The sequence below is a fragment of the Fructobacillus parabroussonetiae genome, from assembly GCF_018437265.1.
In the GTDB taxonomy this organism is placed as follows: domain Bacteria; phylum Bacillota; class Bacilli; order Lactobacillales; family Lactobacillaceae; genus Fructobacillus; species Fructobacillus parabroussonetiae.
The window spans coordinates 125,574-150,335 of the sequence record NZ_JAAMFL010000005.1; the positions used below are offsets into that span (position 1 = coordinate 125,574).

Below are 24,762 nucleotides of genomic sequence, written 5' to 3' on the forward strand. Positions count from 1 at the left end.
TTTAATAAACGCCATAATCGCCTTACACCAATATTGTCTTCTTGTCGTGGTCATATAATTTAAAAGACTTACCGGAAAAAAAGGATTACTTGTCAAGGACTAATCCAAAAATGATGGATGTTTTGATTAGTGACACTAGATATGCAAATCCATCTTTTGATTTAATGTGCTCTTATACACCAAATGAAGAGACTCAACCATTTGAGGTTTATTTCAATAATAAAAATAATTATATTTTACTAGGAAAAGATGCTCAGTCAGTAATAACAAATTCCGATAAAAACGATGTTGAAACAAAAAGTCTTTTTAAAAGGGAGTTTAAGCAAGACGAAGGCCTTTTAATTAAAGCAAATAATCATGTAAAGGCTGCTACTTATTCAGGAGTTGTTGACTGGACGTTAGGAAGCAAATTATAGATAAGAAATTAATTATTTCTTTTGTGAAGTTTTCATTTATTCACAAATAACAGAAAGATGTGTAAAATTTGAAAAAGGTTAGCATTATTGGCGCAGGAGTTGGCGGTTTAACTACTGCCATTTATTTGCAAAAAGCAGGTTTTGACGTCACAATTTATGAAAAGAACGATCATCCTGGTGGTAAGATGGACTTGATTGAGGATTCTGGATTCAAGTTTGATACGGGTCCTACCATCGTGATGATGCCAGATGTCTACGAGCAACCCTTTAAGGACACTGGCGTCGACTACCGTGACTACTTCACCATGGAGCGGGTCAATCCCTTTATGGATGTGCTGACGGAAGGCAATAAATTCGAGCTGTCTTCTGACTTGGTTGACATCGCCCGTGATTTCGAAGCCTATGGTGATGGCGAAATGTTAGGCTTTTTGAAGTATCTGACTGATATTTACGGTAAATATATCAACGCCAAAAACAACTTCATCTACAAGAGTTTCCGAGGACCAGGGGATTTTTATAACTTGAAAACTCTCTGGCAGGCGATGAGACTGCGGACTTTCTCGACCTCTTTTAAAGCAATTAGTAAGAATATCAAGAACACCAACTTGCAGTACTTGATGTCTTTTCAAACACTTTATATTGGTATTTCGCCATTTAATGGGCCTTCAATTTACAATATTATTCCCATGATTGAACTGATTTATGGGATTTGGTTTATTAAAGGCGGTATGTATGAATATGCTAAGGCCATGGCCAAGCGGTTTGAAGAGCTCGGTGGTCAGATTCGCTACGAGTCACCAGTTGACGAAATTGTCGTGAAAAACGATAAGACGGTCGCTGGCTTACGGATTGGTCAAGGTTTTGAATCTGCCGATGCCGTGGTAGCTAACGCTGATTTTCCTTATGCTATGGAAAGCTTACTGGGCTTGCCAGACCAAAAGAAGGGAAAGTATGGCAAGGCCAAAGTCGAAAAAATGGACTACGCCATGTCCTGTTTCATGCTTTACCTAGGTATTGACCGCCAGTATGCTGATTTGAAGCTGCACACCATAAAGATGGCCAAGGATTTTGAGCAAAACGTTCACGAAATTGATACGGGTACCTTGCCAGAAGATCCTTCCTTCTATGTTTACAATCCGTCGTCACTCGATAATAGCTTTGCGCCGTCAGGGCAGACTTCTTTGTACGTTTTGGTTCCTGTAGCCAACTTGAAGGAAAATGATAATTGGTCGGATCAGATGATTGAAGACTACAGTGAAAAAGTCATTGAAAAAGTCGAAAAAGATTTGGCTTTGACTGACTTGAGTCAGCACATTGTCGTTAAACATGTCTTCACGCCTAAGACCTTTGCAAGTCGCTACAATAGTCTTTACGGAACGGCCTTTGGACTAAAGCCAACCTTGATGCAGAGTAACTATTTCCGTCCCCACAACAAGGACAGCCGTTTGAAAAATTTGTATTTTGCGGGTGCTAGTGTACATCCCGGTGCTGGGGTACCAATTGTGATTACCAGTGGCGAACTCGCCGCTAAGGAAGTTATGAGAGACTTTAAATGAAGCTAAAGCAGCAGATGCCTGCTCCTGTTTTGCAGGCTTTTGAGAGTAGTGAAGGAGTGATTAAGGAAAATTCTTCTTCCTTTTATTTTGCTTTTTCACGCCTGCCACGTGAGCAGGCCTACAGTATTTTTGTTATCTATGAATTCTTACGTGAATTAGATGATACCGCCGACGAGCATAAACCTGGCTGTTTCGATGAAATGGTAACTGCTTGGCAGAACACAGCTGAACAGACTTTTACAGATGAGGGGAACTTTACTTCGCTTGCTGAAAAAGTGGCCTATGTTTTTGATTTTTATCAGATTAATCGGGATTTGATGGCTGACATGATTGCCGGTCAACAACACGATTTGAATTTCCAACAGCCAAAGACTTTGGCCGAACTGGAAGACTACTGTTACCAGGTGGCAGGAACTGTCGGCTGCATGATTTTTACGATTTTGTCAGGAAAGACAGAGTTGACCGAACAGGACCAGGTTATTAAAGTCGGCATTGCGCTTCAGCTTACTAACATCTTGCGTGACTTGCATGAGGATGCTGAAGAAGGGCGTCTTTTCATGCCTCAGGAGTTGTTGGATAATAGTGACAAAAATCCCTTTATGGCGGTGCAGCTTCAATCTAGGGAACGGCAGGTTGTGCGGAAAGTCGCTCAAGCCGCTATGGCTGATTACGAACACACTGACTTTATCGTCAATGAAATCGAAAATCCTCAGAGTAGGTTTGCATTGAAGCTGTCAATTGAAATTTACAAGAAGATTTTGTTAAAACTACTTAACGGTGGCTTCACTGATATTTCCAAGCGAATGTATGTGACTAAGTGGGAGAAGATTCAGATTCTTGTACGGACTTATTTTTGGTTACGCAGCTTATCAAAGTCTCGCTAAATCCATGGAACTTTTCTTGTTGCAACAATCAAAAAGATGCTTGTATGTCAATAAGTTAGATACTTTTTTACATCGCCGAGCTTGATTCGTATGTGTGAATGTGTTCATGTTTGATAATCTCCTTGTTGTACGTGATGAATAAGGTGCCAATACGGTGGGACATTATGACGCATATCCTCATGTAATGGATTCGCTGACGCCTATTTATTTTAGGATGCCTGCTTATAATAAGGAAAACAATACTGATTCACTCATATATCATGAGGATGCTAATTTGTTAGTTTGAAATATTTCAGCTGATTGGATTCATATCGATAATGTAAACTTATAATCATAGTTAAGAAGCACATGTAATTTCACATGATGTTGCCTTGACTATGATTTTTTCTTTTGAAAAGAAAATTTAAAAACACAGCTCTAATGAAAGTGCATTTTTGTACTTTGATAATTAAATATTCAAATTAATTGTTTAAAACTAGTCTCCGCCAAGAGAAATATTCAAAGAACTTCATTGTAGTTCTTTGAATGAAAAAAACAATTATGGCAACAAGTTCTTGTTGCTCTGGACATAGATTAGTCCCTTAGGAGTGGTGTCTATGAAAAAATGGGGATATTTTATAAATAAAGAGAAATGATCGATCTTTGGATCGATAATGTAAACTTATAATCATAGTTAAGAAGCACATGTGATTTCACATGATGTTACCTTGACTATGATTTTTTCTTTTGAAATGAAGAGAAAATGAAAAAAGCACATCTTCAATGAGGGTTCACTGAAAATGCGTTCTTGTACTTTGATAATTAAATATTTAAATTAATTGTTTAAAATTAATCTCCTGCAAAAGAAATATTTAATTGGCTCTATTATAGTTAATTAAATGAAAAAAACAATTATGGCAACAAGTTTTTTTGTTGCTCTGGGCATAGATTAGTCCCATAGGAGTGGCGTCCATGAAAAAATGGGGATAGTATATGAATAAAGAGAAATGTTTGTATGCTAGTTATCATTCCCTAGTATCCCAGTTACCAATACAAATCGGTGGTCTTATGTTTGAGAGTGTGGCAACTTTTCAAACCGAGAGGGCGGTCGTTGAGCGAAAGCAAGAGGAAAGCAACTTAATTAAGTTGTGCCAGTCTAGTCCTAACCAAAAAATTAAATAGAGAACCAGTATAGCTAAAGCTATATTGCTCTCTTGACTAGCTAGATAGCTCTATACCGGTTTCACAGAAGATGAAATCGCTAAATATCTATTATAAAAGTAAATGATTGTAGATTATCTACAAGACAATTGAATAGTTTTATAAAATGGCTTTTTAGTCTTTTTTTGTTTTAAGTTAATTTATTTTATATTTTGTATTTAAGAAAGAAGGTTTAATACCATGGTTAATAAGTTTAAGCGTTTGTCATTGCAGGGTAAGTCATTGGGCGATTTGTACTATAATCGTACAAAAAACGTGGGCGACAAGGGGACGACGAATCTGCAGAATGGTGGGGAAATATTCACCTGCGTGGGGACGAAAACGATAAACATATACATATTCATCTGGGTATTTTTGAAGAAGAATCATCACGGCCAACGTGGACGTCGAAATTTGGTAATAGAAGTCAACCTAAAGGTGTGTTCAAGCAAAAGTCACTGAATCATTTGAAAAAAAGTTTTCTAAGTAATATTGAGCTAGAGCAAAGCCAAGTGATTGAAAAACAGTTCCTTGTATCACGTCAACTAGCAGAAAAGAAACTAATCGAAAAGATGGGTGAATTAACCGAGCAAAGTGTCCTAAAAAAGCAGCAAGCATTATTAAATGCCATCATTGAGGTCTTGCCGGATAGTAAAAAAGACTGGCGCGCAAATTCAAATGCCGTTTCGATGAAAAGTGCAAATGCTCTTGCGAATGATTTCGTTGAAAACTTACTAACGCTCGATACAGAAACCTTAGAAACGAGTCATCATCTGCAAGAGATTAATCGTAAATTACGGTCAATTTATAAACGATCATATGGTGAAAATGCTAAAACATTAAACTATGTTGAATCGCAAAAAGAGCTTATTAAAAAGCGTTTAATCAATGAACTGTATCGTTCAATAAAAAAGATTCCAGAGGATGGCTATGATTTAAAATTGTTCGGTAGCTCGTTAGATGAACATCAAGCCATTAAAAAACAACTTGAAGAACAAGTCAACGAAATGGGGCGCAAACAACAGCCCGTTCCTAAAAAAGTAAAACGTGAATTAGGAAGGCAGAAATTTTTTATTAAAAAATTGAATGCACAATCTGAAGTTAATTCGCTGAATGAAAACATTGAATTACTTGCTCGTTTCAACACACTTTTTTCAAATTTCTATAAATGGACAAAAAATTCAATTTGATGAACCACTTTCAGAAGAGTCATTTTTTCCTCTCTTAAAAATTCTTCATTGAACGAAGAAACATTTCAGGATATTTGGCAAAGTTATGAGGGTAGAAATTTAGAAGCTGAAGACATTTCTCAACTCTCTAATAACATGATTCAGATTTTACTTAAATTACAACATCTAAAACTTGATGGCGATTTACTGCAGTTGTTGGCTAATAAAAAAGTGGATTTGAAAAGCGATTTTTATACACATTCTATAAAGGAGATTCTTCTCGAGTCTCAAGTTGTAATGGATAAGTCAGCACTAAAAAAAGCATTAACGATAACAGACAATAATAATGACAAGCTTTTTAGCCATAATATCCGTGAACTATCAATTTCGGATGTGCAATTTTATCTAAGACAAAGTAATCTAGCTGATGGTAAATTCATGAAAATTATGAATCAAACAATGGGACATAAAAGAATTATATTTGATAATAATGACATTAATGAGAGAATGTTAGACTGGATGAAAGAGAATTCTTATATAGATGATGTGACAGTCGTAAGTAACAAACTTAAACCAGTATATGAAGGAAAGTAACTATTAGATAGTGTGTGTTACAACGTGCGTGACCAGAATTCGGAAAAATTTGTCATATTCAAAATAAAATACTAATATGCAATCACTAGTAAATCTGATATGATAGTATCATCCTTGTTTAGGTCAAGCTGAATTGGTCTTCTGTGTTGATCTAAACGAGGTCCAGGGGGAGCGCGTAAGTGCTCCTTTTTTATTTCCATTAATTACAATTACAATTACAATTACAATTACAATTACAATTACAATTACAATTACAATTCTGATTTTAGCTCGTCTTAGAGATAAGGCGGGCTTTTTTGTAAAAAAGGTGTAAATGAGTAGATTTCATGAAGACAAACAAAGTGGAGATAGCTTATGAAAGGAAATGGTTTAAAACATGAAATTGCCATTTGGAAAGAAACCTAATGACGATGTTGAGCAACCTACTGTAAAGTTGATTCGAGATAAATTTCAATTCAACTTGGCGGACTCGACATTACCGCAAACGCAAGACAATATCATTGAGGAAGTTGATCAGGGCTTGAAAGCGGCAGGTAAACCGACCTACAGGTCAACAATGCCCGTCGCATCAATGTTCTTCGTTGAACTTCTGATGAGTGACTATCAAGAAGCAGGCCATGTTGGGGCTGTTACTCTACAACTGATTGAATCAGGCTATACGAAACCCAACGATAAAAAGCGTTCGAAGAAGCGCAATGATGCCGAACCTGTCTTATCTGTTCTGGATAAGTTTGCGATTGCTTTTACGCTGAATAACGAATTTGTTCACTTGCCCCAAGTCATTGCAAATTACTTTATGAATTTGAGAAATGATGATGTGGGTTACCAAGGTAGAAGAGACTATATCGAAGCAATCCTTGATTTTTACGATTCAACCTATGGTCAGGCTTTTAAGGGATTGTTTGGCTTGATGCCATCGGAGTCCATTAGTCTTCCAAGTGAAGATGAGTGGCGCACCAAATACGGTGATGAGAAAAAGGTGTTTGTGATCGCTGAAAAGCGTGAAAACGAAACAGATGATGTTTCGGATAACTTCAACGAACCCGCTCAACCGATTGAAGATTCGGAGTCATCAGTTTTGGATTCCGATAATGAACCAGATGAAGCTGAAGAATGGGGAGAAGATGATTCCTCAGAGTTTGTGACGGATGCCTTTGAAGATGATGGGGTACCTGCGTTCGAAGAATCAGAAAGTGTTCCAACTGATTCAAAGAGTCGTTCACCATTGCCAAACATCTTCTCGGCATTAGACCAGGTCGTTGATAGCGGCTCAATTCAAGCTGAACTCTTGCCTGTTCGTGAATTTCATGAATTGCGGGAAGCTGATGATGGCTATGTTCGTTCCCAGCTTAATCGCAAGAAGATGAAATTTAATGAAACGCGCAAGTTAGCATTAGATTCTTTGAATCAATCGGCGGAAAAGAAACTTGGCGAAAAGGTAGCGCAAATCAAAAAAGATTTGACGGATCAGTCAACCAAGTTCGACTTAGCCCACAATGCTTTGGAGCTTGCACAAAACACCGTTCAACCGACTATCCAAGCCGAACTTGATTCGGCCAAGTCAACCGCTGAAAAAGACCTCCTGACTGTTGCTCAAAACAAGCGTGATGAAGAAAATCGTCGACACGCTTCAATTTTGCAAGAAATTGACACCACTTTAATGTCAGATAAGAAGCAGACACTTCAAGATTTGGAGGTTGAGTTTGGACAGAAGGAGAAGTCGCGGATTGCTGAGGCACAAGCAAATTATCAGGCTGAATTTGATAATAAAAAAGCTGAACAGTTTAATAACATGTCGAGCCAAATGCTATCAGAGTTGAAAACCTTAGCTACTTCATTGCAAAATTCATCGAACGAATACATGCGCCTTCTAGTAGAAGAGGAAAACAAGTATTTGGCAAAATATGAAGAACAACAACGCAAGATTCACATCGCTGCACAAAAGCGAGAAATTGCTTTGCAGGCAGTTGATATTGAAAAGGGTAAGGCCAATAACTTGCAATCATCATTAGATGAACGTGATCAACAATTGGCCGAAGCGATGATCGCTATCAATTCTTCTAAGCAACGTGAGGCCGAACTTCAAGGTGAAATTCGCTCCTTAAAGGCTAACAACGTGACTATTGACCAAATGGAGCTTATTGCCGGAAAAGATAAAGATACCTTTACCTTCAAGGACTTCATGGAATGGCAAAAGCTTCAACAAGTACCTGAAAAAAAGAAGACTTCGACCCGATCTAAAAAAGGTCGGTTATGCCGCTGCTGTAGCTTTGGCAATCGCCGGCGTTGGGGGCGTGGCATACAAATGAGCGCTTTTAAACGACATCTTAAGTACAAAGCGCTACACGTTCCTGGAATAACCTGATTATCAGCAGAATAGATTCAGTCCTGGCAAATTGAAAAAATTAGGCAGGATTATTTGGTGTACAGAAAAAAATCAAAAAAATTTTCAAAATAAAAAACGCCGTGAAATAGGCGTTTATAAGAATTATTAATTGAATTAAATATCGGACTGTTGCATTAGGGGTTGACAAATGCCACATTATATTTACTTTCGATAATATATATTATGTAAAGTAGTTAATAAAATGAATTTGTCAACCCCTAAAGTAACAAATAATCTAAAAAAATTGATTTTATTTTGGCTAATCCGTTGTCGCTGTTGTGATAGCGGATTTGTTTACAATCTGATTACAAAGACTGTTTTTGTGCTCTTTGTGGTTTTGCGTTTCTAAATTTCAACTACCATAATTTATTTTTGTTGCTTAATGTTGGTCGCATATTTAGTTTTTGCATTGCCATTTTGACTTTTTTAAGCCAATCAAGCACTTAATTCGTGTTTATCTGGTTATTATTATACGCAAAAATGCAGCCCAAAGCTATTGACTTTGAACTGTCTTAACAATTAGCGATTTTTAGCATCTATTGATGATTAAGCTGCCATGATTCGCTTAGTAAAGACTTTTTCAGGTGTTTTGAACCTGAGCACATTTCTAGGACGCTCATTGATGTCCTGAATGGCGTTTTGAAGCTTACGTTGGGTAATCTTAGTAAAGTCATAACCAGCAGGAAATACACGCCTTAATTCACGATTCATTCGCTCGTTTGTACCACGTTGACCTGGTGATTGTGGATCAGCGTAATATAACTTTTTGCCGTACGTATCTTCAATGCTGTAAATAAATAAACTACTGGTGAATTCTGAGCCACGATCACATGTGATACTGTCACAAACGTTGTCAAACCTTGACATAAAGGTATCTATGGCTGTTTTAACATCTTCTGAATTCTTACTCTTGGATTTGACACCAACCATAAAACGTGTTTTTCGCTCTACAAAGGTAATCACGAAAGATTGGGAATCTTGAGGACTCATCACCCCATCAATTTCCCAATGACCAAATGTTGAGCGATTATTGATGACTTCTGGACGGTTGTGAATTGAACGCGTTTCAATCATCATCCGTTTATGTTCTGGATTAACTGGTTTGGCTCTTAGATGCCTGCGTCTTTTGCCTTTAAGCGGTAAATCATTTAATGTCGCACTCAGGTTGCGATTAAGTATCCAGTTATAGATTGTCCGTGTGCAGACGTCAATACGTGGCACACCGTGTGCAATTTGTTCTGGCGACCAATGTTTCTTTTTGAGATAGTAATCAATCTTTTCGCGCTTTTTAGGTGTGATTTTGGGCTGTGAATGATGCGCCTTTGACTGGTAATACTCAGCACGTCTAGTTGCTTGCACAGGTTCGTATGTATGGCGCAATATTTTCTTTTTGCCACGCCAAGTCATGACACGGGCATTACGCTGCAATTCGTGTGTAATGGTAGCCCGAGGTCGGTTTAGCTTGCGAGCAATTTCGGCATTTGTTTTACCGTCATCGATCATATTTTTTATAGTGACACGTTCACTAAAATCTAAACGAGCGTATTTGGAATTAGGATTTTTCTTAGTCATGTAGCAATTATTCCTTCTCTCAATAAGACTATAAAATTGACATTCGGTCAATAGTTAAAATGTTAAGAAAAACAAAAGTGAACAACTGCGCAAATAGCCTGGTATCAGCGTTTGAAGACTGTTATGGTTTAATTATATACGTGTGTATAATAGCAAGTATAATAATAATATACACACGTATATATACATGGATATAGTTATAAATATATACGCTAACATACTCATCATTATGTTTATCATATATTGACGTGTATACGTACATTGATATAGATAATAGACTTGCTTTCACCTAAGTCATGTATCTATATTTTCTAATAATATCGTGCAAATGATTTTATTTAATCGTCATCAATTTGACATGTCCGTCTGGCTTGACAAGTGTGTTTGTTGATAAGCGCACACAAAAAAGCCATCAAAGGACGGCTCTATTTGCGCAGTCAATCTGGAGTAAAGATTCACTGTTTAACTTAGGAAAAATGTTCTGAGAGACCATGCAATATTGTTAAATGTGTGAAGTGAGACATGATAAATTTCAAAAAAGAAATGATATATTTAGGAAAACAGACTATCAATATCACATGTCAAGACCCCCTCTGAACACCTTAAATATACCACTTTGTGAAGAACAAAACAAGAGTTATTGTTTATTATTTTATCGATTGATAAGGACAAAACAAAAAAACAATGCCCTTAGGCACTGTTAAAAGTTGTTATTTGTGGAACCACTTCTTGATTGGCTTGCGGAATCCAAAGGCGGCGCCTGCTAGTGCAATCGCTGCAATCGCCCCATATAACCAACCCTTTGGCGCTTCACCATAACTTGTATTAGGCGTTGATGGTGTATCTGGCTTTGGTGTATCAGGCGTAATTGGATTCTTCACTGTTTCAGTATCAAAATCCTGACCAAAGTCATTTTGAACCGCAGTGTTTGTCACCGTACCCGTGGCATCCTTTTTAACCACTGGATTAAACGTGATGGTCAATTCATGACCTGCATGATTAGTCAAAAAGTCCTGCACGTTCTTGGCCTTCAATGTCCACTTACCGTTCTTGATATCCCAATCTTGTTGGAGTTCATCCATCACTGACTTTTGTGTTTTAGCATCAATGACAGTGAAATCTTTTTTAGTTTGATCAGTAATATCTAGCTTAGTCTCATCATAATCATCCATGAATGACAAGCCCTTAGCTAAAGTATCCTTATCCACGTCAATGGCTTCTAAACCTTTCAAGTCCCACGTCAACTTGTATTTCAAAGTTTGACCTGGCTTAACGTTTTGACCGTTGTTATCCTTACCACTATCATCTGTTTCTGACTTGTGTGGCTCTGGCGTTGTGTATAATTCGCTGAGCTTGTAACTAGCCTTAACCGTTTCCTTTGTTGGTGGTGTTGGCTTAACAGGTGGTGTCACCACATTTAGAGCCGCAGAGGAACCAAATAGATTATATTGTGTTCCCAAAGCCTTCCAGGCATTAACCAAGCCACCCTTTTCGGTAATAACATTGCTTGCCGTCGTATCTGCTTTGCTGGCATTCTTAGTGTATTCATCAAAGAAGTTATACGTGAAGCTTGAACCTGTTCCTACTAAACCGACCGTTCCAAGCGGTGTGTCGTTAAAACCATCCAAACCAGCAGCACTTGTCGTATAAGTGCCAAACAATCCAGAAGGGGCATTCTTGTCAATCTCTAGACCATTGTCTTTGGGACTCAATTGCGTGACATTACCATAGTCAGTCTGCGTACCTTGTAAGACATCAACGTCACCAATGGCGAATGCGGTTACCAAATTGGCCGCTTTACCATCAGAGTATTCATAATTGATTTTAGTCTTGACGCCATCGGTATTAAGATATTCAAAACGGACAGAATCATTAGTTTGACCATCCATATCTTGCTTACCAACGGCTAGGTAATGTGAATCAGAGCTGGTACTTTTAACCGTATTGGTAAAGGTAATGATCGCGTTGATTTTTTTACCTGTAATCTTGTCCGTTCCAACGTTTTCAATTTTGAACTGTTGTCCCTTATTGAAATCCTTAATTAAGTACATATCCTTTGAAGGGGCATTAAAGTTTGTGCTGTCAGTATTCAAAACTTGTGTTTTACCAATTGCAGTGACCTTACTATCTTTGTTCCAACCTAAATCAGAAACTTGAGCAAAGTCTTTGACCTTTGAACCATCAACGACAACATCAAAGTTAATGAGTAATAAAATAAGGCTTCCAAAGACTTTGTGAAAGTTTTTTTGGAAACCTTATTTTTGACACGTTTGAAACGTTGATATAGCGTTACTTTGTATAGCGCTGTTTATGTTAACTTAAATTGGTATAGTTAAATATGTCTGAAAATAATTAACTAGATTAAAGAATATTATCAACCACAATAAAGAATTAGTTGTCAAAAATTAGTTAGCAATACTAGATGACAAACCGAACCCATTTAGAAATTTGCTAATTTCTCCATAATTTTTTCATAACTATCTACTACATCATATTTAACCTCATTATTGGAAATCACTTTAAAATGTTCACGAGCTGATTCAATTTTCGCATTTTCAACACCTTTCAGTGTCAATTGAATGCTATCTGATACACCTTTGGTTTCGGCAATAAAATACACATGCTTCTGATCAGGCTCGTTCAGAACGACTGCCCAATCTGGGTTGTATTTGCCAACTGGTGTGTTGATATAAAAACCACCGGGGAGCTTAACGTACATTTCCACATCGTTTTGAATATCTAATTCACTCGCAAATCGCTTTTCAGTTTTAGAATCGACTCGAACTCTGTCGTACAAATGTTTCTTAGCATCAAAAACATTTTCGCCAATAATACCCTGAATGTCACCGTCAGCAAAAATTGCATCTTCATCCCAAACTTCATCCAACTTATTATAAATAATATGTGACACAATATTTTGTGCCTTGACACCATTGATGATGTTACTAACTTGCGCGATAAAGCTTTCTGGGTTTGACTTGTATTTACTGAATTGTGATTCATCAATACCTGCTAGAATCTTTCCCACTGTTTTGCGAAGCAACCCAACATTTTGTGAAATCTCACCAATCAAATCATATTTGACGTGATTGCTTGGGGTATCGATATATTCTGTGTGTTGTTCATTCATCGTAAACACTGTGCCACTATCATCAGCATTCATGTTACCTTGTGTGACACGTGCTTTCAGAGTGGCAACAGTTAATTCTTTGTTTATCTGCTTGATAGATTTCTCGATGATTTCATCATCCTCAAAGTTGACAGTATAATAACTTTTACGATTGATTTTAGACCATAGATTTTTAAACGACTGACTTGCGTACTTCTCGTTATTGAGTTTTAAAGTGACACGTTTGTTTTCAGGTTCGATTGGAACCGACTGAGGATCATAAACGCTGTTAACCAATTCTTGAATCGGCAACACATACGCCTGATAATCATCATCCAAACTTGCTTTGATGGCAGCAATTTGTTCATCAACCGACATTTCTTTATAACTATCAGATGTTTGTTTCTCTTTAGTAATGATACCGCTGGCTTTCAAACTCGCCCATATTTCGGCTGCTTGGGCATTATCGACAGTCATCGATGAAACTGTTTGATCAGACGCATCTTTTGCAACCAACTCACGTCCTTCAAACAGTTTTGGTTCAACAAACTTAGGTCTGTTCTTAACCGCTTCTGCTAATTCAGATTGTAAATCACGTGCAAAATTTTCATAGCTTTCATTGGCAATAACCGTGAGCACATTCACTTGTTGTACTTCACCTTCACCCAATGATTGCGCATCTTGGCGATCACCATTTTGATTAACTGACAAACGCAAACCACGACCGATTTCTTGACGTTTTTTAATGTCAGATGATGACTGACGTAACGTCGCAATCTGGAAGACATTGGGATTATCCCAACCTTCTTTCAAAGCCGAGTGAGAGAAAATAAAGCGCACTGGTTCATCAAATGACAGCAAGCGTTCCTTATTTTTCATGATTAAGTCGTAGGCAGATATGTCATCACTTGCCTCACTGCCCCGCTTAACCTTACTATCAATCGACTTACCTTTTTTATCGACTGAAAAATAACCCGCGTGGACTTTTTCTGGTGTATTTATTTCACGCTCTAAATAAGCGCGATAAGCAGAATCGAGCAAAGTGTCAGTTAATCGGTCTCGGACAATGTTTTCATATTCTTCTTCAAACATCAATGCATAAGCACCCTTATCGTCAACTGCATCATAGTCCTTATACTTCACAACTTCATCGATAAAGAACAACGACAAGGTCTTTATCCCGCGCTTAAACAAACTAGCTTCCTTGCTGAGATGTGAATTAATGGTCTCTCGGATTTGGATGCGGCGTAAATCATCATCATTAGCGTTACCAACGACTTCGCCAATATGCAACTTAATACCATTGGTAAATTCGACAAATTGGTTAACCGCGTTGATTTCAGAAACGACAAAACCAGCTTTATAAGATTCGACTTCACCTGAAAGTTGATAAATATTATCTCCTTGGTCAAGTAACTTAGAGATTTTAACTACTTTTCCGGTTGCAGAAATTTTTTCAAACTGGACGCGAACCTTTAGATTTGGCTTTTCTGCAATTGATTCGATATATAAGTAACCACTTGAAGCATTCGAGCCTGACAATTCGATACCTTTAACAGATATCTTCTTAACCAACTGCTTTTGATAGGCATCCACGGCGTCCAAACGATAAACCATGTTATAGTTATCGCGGTGTGTAGCAGAATAGTTGACAAAAAACAGTGGATTAAACTTTGTTAAACCAACTCGCGTTGCGTTCAATTCAGACTTTGATCCATCACCAAGAACAGACTGAGGTTCGTCAATGATCATAATTGGATTGGTTGCGGCAATCACATCAATTGGACGGCGACCACGGAATTGATCCAGTACCATATCAATACGACGCGCATCTGCACCACGCGCATTAAACGCTTGCGTATTGACAATCATGACGTTAATACCCGCGTCACTAGCAAAAGCTTCGATTTTATCCAGTTGACTAGAATTATAAACAAATGGACGAATCGCTAAACCATACTCTGCCTTAAAGTGTTCAGCTGTTGATTCAAAAGTCTTTGCCACACCTTCTCGAATCGCGATACTTGGTACGACAATAATAAACTTTGACCAACCATATTGCTTGTGAAGCTCAAACATGGTCTTGATATAGGTGTAGGTCTTACCCGTTCCTGTTTCCATTTCAACGGTTAGTGTCAGGCTTTCTCGTGAATTATCACGTTTTGTGGCCTTATCTTTGCCACCAATCGCCATTTTTACCAGCTTATTATCACTCAAAATGCCGTTTTCTTTTTGAATGGCTTTGATATTGCGCAGAAGCTCATCATCAGCTAACGCAATATCTTCATTTTTAAAGCCAGTATTGGCAACGTCCAACCTGATATTCGGATTAGCGCCCATATCCATCATGTAACTAAGCCCATTTTGTTTGGGTTGTCCTTCAAAAACAGCTGTCACCGCGTTGACTGCGTCTAGTTGGAATTGTTGATTTTTATATTGGAGTTTCATTGTGTCTCCTGTTTCTATTGTATGTTAAAATATAGTTTATAAACTACAAGGGGTATCATTATGACTACATCAGCTACCAGCATCCGCATGAATGATGATTTAAAAAAAGCAGTTAACACTAAACTTGACGCACTCGGTATGAATTTCAATACTTTTGTTGTCATGGCGTCTAAGCAACTTGTGGCGCAAAACAGATTGCCGTTTGATACGACGGTGCCTCAAGCGTTTGACCGTGAAGCAGCCATTGAAGAACTTAATCAAATGCTTACCATCTCTGACCGTGAACTCAAATATAATCGTGATCAGGCCAAACCCGTTCAACAAGTTGCTGAAGAATTAGCGGACTATCATTTTAACTGATTATGAAGTCGCTATCACAGCCATCGCTCAAAAAGAAATTCTAGCTATTGGTCAATACATCAACGATCAAATCAAACGTCCAGATACTGCCAGAAAAACGATGATAAATATTGCAAAAGGTGCTTATAAGTTGCGTTTTTCAGCAGAAATTTTTTTCCGTTCGTCAAAAATCGCTTTGAATTGACAGGCGTTGCAAATGATTATCAATATTTTATGCCTTATCAGCACTATTTTGGCATTTTCTATGTTGATCGTGGTGAGAAGAAAGTTTACGTCACACATGTCTTTGCAAAAGGACAAAACGTTGGTTCGTTCCTTTCAGATTATTAGATACCGTATGCTTTTATAGATGTTTTATAGCAATGGTGTATCGTTGTCATGTGTTCGACTCGATTTTTTAAAATGCACATGAATGTCATACAATAAATTAATACTAGTTAATATTGCTTCCCCTTGATTAAGCTTTTTAATTTGTGCCAAAGTATTTTCTTGAACTAAATTTTGAATCGCCTTTAGTTCTTCCGAATGTGTTAAACGATGAATAATCATTGTACCAACTTGTCCTAATAATACGTCAGGCACATCTTTCGGGTTTTGAGTTGTCAAAAACAGGAAAATACCTTTTTTACGTCCCTCCCGTGCAATCGAAATAAGACCAGTAGTGTAGTTTTCGGCATTCTGCGTATAACGATGAACCTCATCAATATACATCACAAAAGGTTTGATCTCATCTCGTTTCTTATTAATAATATGATTACTGATTAGGTCAATAATCATTGTTCCAATACCATCTGTAGCTCCAATATTTGATGAGTCAATGTATAATCCTTTGTTGCCACTAACAAATTTATTGATTTTTGTAAGTAAATTTTTTGAATTATCATCATCAAAAAAATTAACTAGATTAGTATTTTGCAGTACGTACTGCACCTTTTCGTATAGCCAGTTATTTGTGTTAGCGTTAAAAGAATTTGTACTGTAGGTATCTCCTGCCTTATTAAGTTGAACAGCTTCAGCTTGTATTTGCTTAGGTAGATTTGTAATATCAAAACTAGTGTCTGTAACGTCAAGTGACGCCAACTTTGAGTCAATGGCTAATACTGTTTCACCATTTTTATTCAATACTCCAGTTAATCCTTCTTTTTTTTGGTAACGTAATGACTGAATGGCTCTCCCTAATGTTGCACCTTGAGTGTTTTCATTCGTTTCAAATATACGTTCCCACTGGCTTAAAGATATTTGTCCTACAGGGAGTTTAGTATCACATCCAAGAGTCAATTTGTCTATTTCATTTTTATCAAATGTATTTTGATATTCACCAGTCGGATCAATTATTAAGACTTTTTTTCCAGAAGTAATCATTTTATCCAGAATTGACAGAGCTGATGTTGATTTACCGGAATTAGTTGTTCCGACGGCCATAAGATGTCTATCGAATAGCGTATTTGGTGCTAATTCTAAAATTTTATTGGGAAATTCAGCAATTTGAGCTAAATTATCTAATGGCTTTTGATACTTTACCTTCCCCTCATCATCAATTTGATTTTTACCTTTTTTATCTTTAAGAGGATAATCGTTGATTTCAAGTGAACTAAGATATTTAGTGATTAACTGTTGATTAGCTATATAGACCTTATCAGCAATGCCAACAGTTTTAAAGCCAGCTAACTTAAATTTATCTTTCTCAAGCAATCCAATAACATCAATTTTAATTTCTGGGAAAACATCTTCCTTACGTCCTGAATTCATTGAATCATGCACAGAATCAGATGAGTTAACCTTGGACAAATAAATTTCGCCAATGAACAAACCTTGAACATTATCTATTACAACAAAATAATTAATAGTATTCGGAACAAGCGATTCTAATCGAACATTTCGATGAACTAGTAAGGACAAATTTTCAACTTGAACAGAGGCACTCTCACGTGAAACCTGAGATATCATGCCAAGATAAAAGTTTTCTTTTGAAACACCCATTTCTTTCCATTGACCTGAACCAACAGTTTCTTCAATTTTTCGACTATAATACTGATCAATTATCAACTGTTTCGCCCCCAAGATAATCGGTTAATTCGCCATTTAAGGTGGATTGTAAAAATGCAACGTTGTAATAATTATTCATCGCTTGCTCAAGTTCTTTCCAGTTTTTAATATTCGAATCTATATTGAAATTTGTAATCAAAGTGGTTAAACTATCATTCGATTTAATTGCATTTAATACCATTCGTGCAATATGGTTATCTGCAAAACTAAATCCAATTGTTAAGAGCAAAGTGTTTCTCTTTTGTAGCATGTTTTGGAACTTATTAAACAAATCAAAATAAGGTTCTTGATAACTTTGAGCATATTTATCAGAACTTGGGAAAACCATTATTGGTTTCCGAACTACCTCTTTAGGTTTGCGAATGATGTGCTCATCCTTTTCTGAACGTTCCCAAGTTAATGAACCATGGATTTTTAATAAATTGATAACATTCTTTTTAAAAATATTTTCGTGCGTTTTCACATTTGGAACATCTTTTACTAAACTCCAGTTAAACATATCACTATCAAATTGAGGTGAGCGTGAGAAGGAAAATCCATCAAACACTGTCCATTTCATACTTTCTGCCGCATCTTCAATCAATGTATCATAATTTGTAGTAATTATATTCATCTTGCTATCAGATTTTGCAAACTTAGACAAAATATTGAGTAGTTTAACATGTTTAAATATTTTGTCATCATAGTCATAAGATGTTGCCTTAACTATGATGTCCTGAATTGCATTTATCGTATTTTCAAATACCTCTTTTTCAGAAATTTCTACAAATTTTTCGAATGAAAATAAATTAGACAAAAAATCTTCGAGATTGAAATTTGGACCCAGCACAACGTTTCCCGCTTCATCTGTTTCGAAGACATTATCATTATACTTACTAATGTTAGCGATTTCATCAAGAGGATAAACCTTAAGTTCTACACCTTTTAAATCGTAATTTCCATCATGTAATTTTTCTAAAACCTTTTCAGCTATTTTAGCAACTGTTACACCTGTTTTAGCCACACCATTCTTATCCTCGTCCCAATTATTATCAGTTACAGACGCACCAGCACCAAACAAAACTACAATATTATCAATTTTTTGATTAATGAACATCTTTGTTTCCGAAGAAATAACTTGATTAAAATCTTTTTCAACAAAGTCCTCCGAATCGCCATTTTTTAAACGTTCATTATTTCTAAAATATTGAATTTCGCCATTGTCTTTACTTTTAGATAAAATAAGTTGAGGTGTTTTAAACACTACTTTCTTTTCGTCACTCATTAAATCACCTTAACTTTCGTTTCAGGGCTAATCACTCGGAACTGTTCAAGGACGTTAACTTTGTCTGATGAATTGTTAAAGGTTGATTCTTTGAACACGGCAATCAGTGGCTTTAGCTTGGCAATCTCGCGAGTGAGTTCGTTGGTGAGATTATCACCGAAATAAACAATAACGCCGGATAGTTCACCTAAATAATCATACTTAATGATTGGTTCATTACTGATCGTTTCTGTTGCAATTTGACGATTGTATTCCAGAGCGCCGTCCACCAAGACGTCATATAACAAATCATAATCACTACGTGCGTCTGCTTGGTTGTCAACGTCAAGTTGCAGATTTTCCTGTTTCAGCTCACCAGCAGTCTTGAAAACATCTTCCTTGAGACCAGTTTTGTCAACTTTCAGGGCACGGAAACCACTGGTATCGCCCAATTTTTTGGCTGCACGCCGGATTCGTTCACGGGAAATTTGATCGATTGTTTTGTACCCTGCTTTGCGCGCCTCTGAATCTTCTGGTGTTGGTTCATCAAGAGTCGCAACAATAAATTTACGATTACCGCCATCTGTTTTATTGAGTTTCATAACAGCATTAGCAGTGCTTCCTGAACCAGCAAAAAAATCTAAAATGACTGCATTTTTTGCAGCCGCAATTTGAATTATTTGAGAAATTAAGTCAACAGGTTTTGGAAAATCAAAAATCTTTTTGTTATCGAATAATTTACGTACTTCTTTCGTGGCTCGTTTATTTCCTACATTTTCTTTCCAAAGGTTGGAAGGTTGTTGTGTTCTATTTTCTAAATAAAATTTTTGATAAACTTGCCAATTTCCAGAAACATATTTCCAGATAATCAAATTTTCAGATACCATACGCTTATATGTGTCGGAACCTACCACCCATCTGCTATCGTAACCCGATGGACCCTTAGGATAAATGGTTGTTCCATCAGGTGCTTGTACTCCAAAATACATAGAAGGCCGATCTTCTCTCCGATCTTCACCCCCGGTACGTCTCAAAGAACGTGTTAAATAGCGACCATGTTGATCAAATTCATTATAAATTTTTTGCTGTTCACTAGATAAAGGTAGCCCATTTGTTTTAAACTGCAAACTATTTTTGGCGTATACAAGCAAATAATCAAGTTCATTTACAAATGTTGAGTTTCCGTTGCCCGTAGGAGTACCTGTTAGTCTTGAAATAGTTACTTGGTAACTTGACTCACCAAAAACCTCGTCCATCAACAACTTCAAGTTAGCTTGTTCATTATCATCAATCGACACAAAAATAACACCACTGTCCGACAACAAATTTCGTGCCAACTTCAATCGTGGGTACATCATGCTCAACCAATCAGAATGGTATCGTCCGCTATTTTTTTCATTTTTAACCAGACGATTACCGTCTTCATCAACACTACCTTCTGCGACATCTGTGTCTTTTTGAGTTAACTTAAAATTATCATGATAGACAAAATCCTTACCCGTGTTATAAGGTGGATCAATATAAATCATGTCAATTTTGCCTAAGTAAGACTCCTGCAATAGCTTGAGAGCTTCTAGATTGTCACCAGTGATGAACAGATTTTCAGAATCATTGAACGTATTTACCTTTTCTTGATAATCATCATCAGCGTATATGTAACTTTCCTCAGGCTGAGGACGTAAAGTCTTGGTTGTTGGCGTTGCTGCTTCAAAGTACGCCTTGGCTTTACCATTCCAAGTAAAATCATAGCGTTCTTTTTGGTCTTCGGCACGGGCGAATAAGTCCCTCAGTTCATTCAATAATTCAGTATCAACTTTACGCAAGCTGACATCTGACAGATTGACACTTTCAGGTGTATCAGTCATTTGTTTCTCCTTTGATTTTGGTTGTTTAATCGGCGCAATTCCTGCTCAAATTCATATCGTTTTCGAGCCAGTGCTTGCCTTTTATTAGTTTGGACAGTGCGTGTGATTTGTTGGTTGAGTTTGTTGATTTCCAATTGCAGACGTTGAATTTCTCTTACTTGCGTGATTTGTTGCGCTAACGGTTGCGATAAATCAGACAAGTCCAGTAACTGCCGCACAAAGTTATCTCGTACGTCATCCAGCGTAATTCCACGAATTTCAAGGCTACCAGCCATTTCCTTCATAATTACCTGATTATCATATCGCATAGCAGCTAGTTCATCATTGACAATAAACAAGATAACTTGTGGCACCTTATCCAATATACGTACAATTACTTTTTCATCAAACTCAGGCATTTCAACACTAAAAATTTGAATCTCGGGAATCGTTTTAGCTGGTAAGTTAATTGTTGTAGGCGCTAATTTGCCCAACCAACGAATGCGATTGATTTTAGTTGCGTCTTGAAAGTTAAACCTATCTTTGGGGATAATGCGATTGACTAGTGCTTGTTTAGGAATACCAATAATCATCTACTCACCTCTAACGACTAGAAAATCAATCAATTCAAAATCATCTAATCCATTGACATCATTTTCAAGCGCAGTCGTGCCACCCGTGGTAAATAAACTATCAATGTCTTTTTCGGCTTTAACGCTAACCATTGAATCAATCGCCTGATTTAACAGGTCAGAGTATTTAGCCATGTCGCGTCCGTCTTGTGTTTCTAAATTGAACGGCTTTGTTAGTATGCTGATAGGTTTGTCCTTGCCTTTTGATAGATAACGCATGTCATCTAAGATTGCCTTTGGATTGAAATGATTGGCGACAATGTCGCCGTTATCAGCAACATAGATAAGGTAAAACGGATGTAAGCGATTTTGTCGGTCAATGTTCATGGCATTATTGCGATTTTTCAAGATAAAAATCACACCAGCTGGATGTTGCTCATCTGCTTGAGTGACAGCGTGAATGCCGTATGGTTTGGCGTCATAGTCACCATATTTTGCACGTAACTGCTGTAAATCCAAATGAAATTCATTCAACCCCAAGTCCATGATATTAACACCACTAGACATTTCTTCCAAATCAACAACTTCATTTTGCAAGGTTTGTAGCTGTTTTTTACGATAAGCCATATCTGGATCTGTGTTATCAAGTGTATCTTCACCAGTGGAAGAAATTGCCACCAGTTTGGCGCGATTTTCAACACGTGCCTTTAAATTAATATACTCGTCAAGCGTAATATCTGGCCAAAAATTCACCATCTGAATTTGGGTATTGCTAGACCCAATACGATCAATTCGCCCAAACCGCTGAATAATACGTACCGGATTCCAATGAATATCATAGTTAATCAGATAATCCGCGTCTTGTAAATTTTGCCCTTCACTAATCACATCCGTCGCAATGACAACGCCAATTTCTCCAGTTAAACCAAGAGCGTCGCGATTTTTTGATTTGGGACTAAACAGCGTTAACAATTCGTTAAAGTCATTATTGGCATTGGAAATATTGGATGTCGTTCGCATGCCTGAAATCAATGCAGTATGACTTTTTTCATTTTCAAGTAACTCGTCAGCCAAATTATTGTACAAATAATCGGCTGTGTCAGCAAACGCGGTAAAAATCAAAATCTTTTTATTACCTGCATTGATTGGATGCTGAATTTTGTTGCGAATTATAGTTTTTAATTCCGCCATTTTTGTATCATGCATCGGTGTTATTTTGTTTACAATGGTCAGCATAGATTCAAAAACATTCTTGTCAGCGAGTAATTGCTGTTGCCATGACACATAATCCATATCTGCCAAGTCGATTTTTAAATCTTTCCCAACAGTAAATGCTTCATCATCAAAATGATCATCTTCATCTGTCACTATACTACCCGTATGATAATTTTCATAGTTAGCAATGGTTTCAAGTTTAGTATTGATATTATCTAAAATGCGTTCACCAGTTAAGCGGAATGCATAAATAGAACTTTCGGCACGTTTCAACAAGTTCGTAATCATTAACTGATTGCGCCCTTTTTCTCGGTTAGCCCAACTACCGGCATTTGGTCGTGTTGGATCGATGTATTTATCTATTTTTGAAGCATGCACGTATTTTAAGGGATTGTAGACTTCAAGATTCATTTGATCAATGAAGCCAAAGATGCTGTCATAAGTAATTGTCAAATCGGTTAACTTTGGACTCTTATTAATTGGCGCCAAACGCGTGGGAAAACTACCAATATCAGATTTATCATAATATTTTTCAATATGCTTACGGCTGCGGGCAATGGTCACACTATCCAATAACTCAAAGAAATCAAAGTCAAGCATATCTAACAGGTGTTCAGTCGATCGCTCCTCTGGATCCAAGTCCGACCAATCCTTAAACGCGCGTTGCGCTTGCACAAAAATGTCGTTAACAGAATTATTTGTGTTTAATGTTGCCGTTAAGTTGTCGCCATCTCCCTCAGCTGCTAACATCAGTTGATTTCGTAAATCTGAGAAATCAGTGTTAACAGGAGTGGCTGATAACATTAGCACTTTTGTTTTGACACCAGATTTGATGATTTTGTTCATTAACTTTTGATAGCGATTCTCATAATCATCTTCTCGGCGATGCGTGGTGCCTTCACCGTTACGGAAATTATGACTTTCATCAATCACAACGAGGTCGTAATTCCCCCAATTCAGTTTAGATAAATCAATGCCATTACTTTCGCCACGTTCGCGATCCATGTCTGTATGGAATAACACGTCATAGCGGAGTCGGTCCTCAGCCAGTGGATTATTCTTGTAATTGTTTTTGTAAGTATTCCAATTATCTTGCAAGCGCTTTGGCGCCAACACTAAGACATTTTTATTTCTTGACTCATAGTATTTAATGACACCGATAGCTGAGAATGTTTTACCCAATCCCACCGAATCAGCCAGAATAACACCATTGTGTTTTTCAAGTTTGCTAATGGCACCAATTACCGCATCTTTTTGAAAATCATATAATAATGACCAAATTTTAGAATCTTTAAATCCAGATCGTTCGTTTGGCATATAGTCTTCATCCAAATCAGCTAAAAATTCGCTGAAAATGTTGTACAAAGCAATATAGTAAATGAGTTCTGGTCCATTTTCCTGATAAGCTGCGGTGATGTTATCAAGAACAGTATTCGTGACATCATCAACATACGCAGGATTATGCCATACGGCTTCGAAAGCGTCTACAAATTGTTGTGTATTTTCATTTTCAAACTTCGTGATATTATAAAATAGCTTATCGCCCTTTGTAGTACCTAATTCAGCCGTTGTAAACTCGTCAAAGGGTGCATAAACAGCATCCTCAACATTATCTTGCACAACAATAAAGTTGTCAGATCGTTGACCAGAAATATTTGATTTAAATTGTACTTTTCCACGGATCCAATTAGCCGCTTCTTTGGCAATTGCCTTTTGAGATAATTCATTCCGAATTTTCAATTCAAAATCATCGCCATAAAGTTTTCGTTCATGATTCACGCGTGGAATGAAAAATTCTCGCCTTTCCTTGGGTGCGTGTTCTTTCGTGAATAAATCACTGGTGAACAGAAATTGAAGTTCATCGATTTTTTCAAGTTCTTCTTTTAAAGCCTCATAAGCATAGATTGAGAATGATGCTGCCGCTATTTTTAATTTACTGTGCGGTCTTAAGTCATGTTTTAAATCATCAATCACACGCTTAGTGATATTATTATATATTTCCATTTTGCGTAGTTTCTTTCGTTCCAATGTAAACGCATATTTTAAGTACACTAATCATATCTATAATTCATATTTATATTATGCCACTAATCAACGCAAGTTGACCATACTAAGTGAACAAGATTGCGTTCTATCAAATCAATAATCTAATTTAGCTTTTAAACAGCA

At 37.0% G+C, this 24,762-nt stretch carries 14 protein-coding genes and 1 pseudogene; 7 read left to right on the forward strand and 8 right to left on the reverse strand.

The annotated features are described in order from the left end of the window. Positions 1–110 precede the first annotated feature (110 nt). From G6R30_RS03460 to G6R30_RS03485, 6 genes and pseudogenes are all read left to right on the forward strand, one after another. Complete coding sequence (locus tag G6R30_RS03460) at positions 111–416, forward strand: hypothetical protein (RefSeq protein ID WP_213821484.1); 306 nt, start codon at positions 111–113, stop codon at positions 414–416. A 68-nt stretch (positions 417–484) separates the two neighbouring features. Continuing rightward, positions 485–1,972 (forward strand): phytoene desaturase family protein, encoded by a 1,488-nt coding sequence (locus G6R30_RS03465; RefSeq protein WP_213821486.1) that lies wholly within the window; start codon positions 485–487, stop codon positions 1,970–1,972. After that, the gene (locus G6R30_RS03470) at positions 1,969–2,856 is read left to right on the forward strand and encodes a phytoene/squalene synthase family protein (RefSeq protein ID WP_213821489.1); all 888 of its coding nucleotides are present in this window, start codon (positions 1,969–1,971) and stop codon (positions 2,854–2,856) included. Before G6R30_RS03465 ends, G6R30_RS03470 begins: the two co-directional genes overlap by 4 nt. 1,481 nt (positions 2,857–4,337) lie before the next feature. Continuing rightward, positions 4,338–5,225: pseudogene (mobL, locus tag G6R30_RS03475) on the forward strand (relaxase MobL); the annotation flags it as partial. Between the two features lie 48 nt (positions 5,226–5,273). After that, entirely contained in the window at positions 5,274–5,798 is a 525-nt protein-coding gene (locus G6R30_RS03480; RefSeq protein WP_213821491.1) for a hypothetical protein, read from the forward strand. A 376-nt stretch (positions 5,799–6,174) separates the two neighbouring features. Beyond that, the gene (locus G6R30_RS03485; protein ID WP_213821493.1) at positions 6,175–8,163 is read left to right on the forward strand and encodes a hypothetical protein; all 1,989 of its coding nucleotides are present in this window, start codon (positions 6,175–6,177) and stop codon (positions 8,161–8,163) included. 567 nt (positions 8,164–8,730) lie between these two features. Here G6R30_RS03485 and G6R30_RS03490 read toward each other — a convergent pair. The 3 genes from G6R30_RS03490 to G6R30_RS03500 all read right to left on the reverse strand — a co-directional run bounded on the left by G6R30_RS03490 (position 8,731) and on the right by G6R30_RS03500 (position 15,313). Then, positions 8,731–9,756: an IS30 family transposase gene (locus tag G6R30_RS03490; protein WP_213821494.1), complete on the reverse strand. Its 1,026-nt coding sequence runs from the start codon at positions 9,754–9,756 to the stop codon at positions 8,731–8,733. A 710-nt stretch (positions 9,757–10,466) separates the two neighbouring features. Then, positions 10,467–11,807, reverse strand: a complete 1,341-nt coding sequence (locus G6R30_RS03495) for an SspB-related isopeptide-forming adhesin (protein WP_213821495.1) — start codon at positions 11,805–11,807, stop codon at positions 10,467–10,469. Between the two features lie 389 nt (positions 11,808–12,196). Further along, on the reverse strand, positions 12,197–15,313 hold the full coding sequence (locus tag G6R30_RS03500) for a type III restriction-modification system endonuclease (RefSeq protein WP_213821496.1): 3,117 nt from the start codon (positions 15,311–15,313) through the stop codon (positions 12,197–12,199). Positions 15,314–15,373: 60 nt separating this feature from the next. Here G6R30_RS03500 and G6R30_RS03505 point away from each other — a divergent pair, with 60 nt between their 5' ends. After that, on the forward strand, positions 15,374–15,673 hold the full coding sequence (locus G6R30_RS03505) for a type II toxin-antitoxin system RelB/DinJ family antitoxin (RefSeq protein ID WP_213821497.1): 300 nt from the start codon (positions 15,374–15,376) through the stop codon (positions 15,671–15,673). 354 nt (positions 15,674–16,027) lie between these two features. Here the strand turns inward: G6R30_RS03505 and G6R30_RS03510 are convergent, their stop codons facing one another. Genes G6R30_RS03510 through G6R30_RS03530 form a run of 5 tightly spaced genes read right to left on the reverse strand, consistent with a single transcriptional unit; the run spans position 16,028 to position 24,597 of the window. Then, positions 16,028–17,719 (reverse strand): ATP-binding protein, encoded by a 1,692-nt coding sequence (locus G6R30_RS03510; RefSeq protein WP_338018327.1) that lies wholly within the window; start codon positions 17,717–17,719, stop codon positions 16,028–16,030. Continuing rightward, on the reverse strand, positions 17,709–18,983 hold the full coding sequence (locus G6R30_RS03515) for an SIR2 family protein (protein ID WP_213821498.1): 1,275 nt from the start codon (positions 18,981–18,983) through the stop codon (positions 17,709–17,711). Before G6R30_RS03515 ends, G6R30_RS03510 begins: the two co-directional genes overlap by 11 nt. Next, positions 18,983–20,827, reverse strand: a complete 1,845-nt coding sequence (locus tag G6R30_RS03520) for a site-specific DNA-methyltransferase (protein WP_213821499.1) — start codon at positions 20,825–20,827, stop codon at positions 18,983–18,985. Before G6R30_RS03520 ends, G6R30_RS03515 begins: the two co-directional genes overlap by 1 nt. Next, positions 20,824–21,399, reverse strand: a complete 576-nt coding sequence (locus G6R30_RS03525) for a DUF4391 domain-containing protein (RefSeq protein ID WP_213821500.1) — start codon at positions 21,397–21,399, stop codon at positions 20,824–20,826. The genes G6R30_RS03520 and G6R30_RS03525 overlap by 4 nt, the downstream gene beginning before the upstream one ends. After that, a complete protein-coding gene (locus G6R30_RS03530) occupies positions 21,400–24,597 on the reverse strand; it encodes a helicase-related protein (protein WP_213821502.1) in 3,198 nt (1,065 codons plus the stop codon). Positions 24,598–24,762 lie beyond the last annotated feature (165 nt).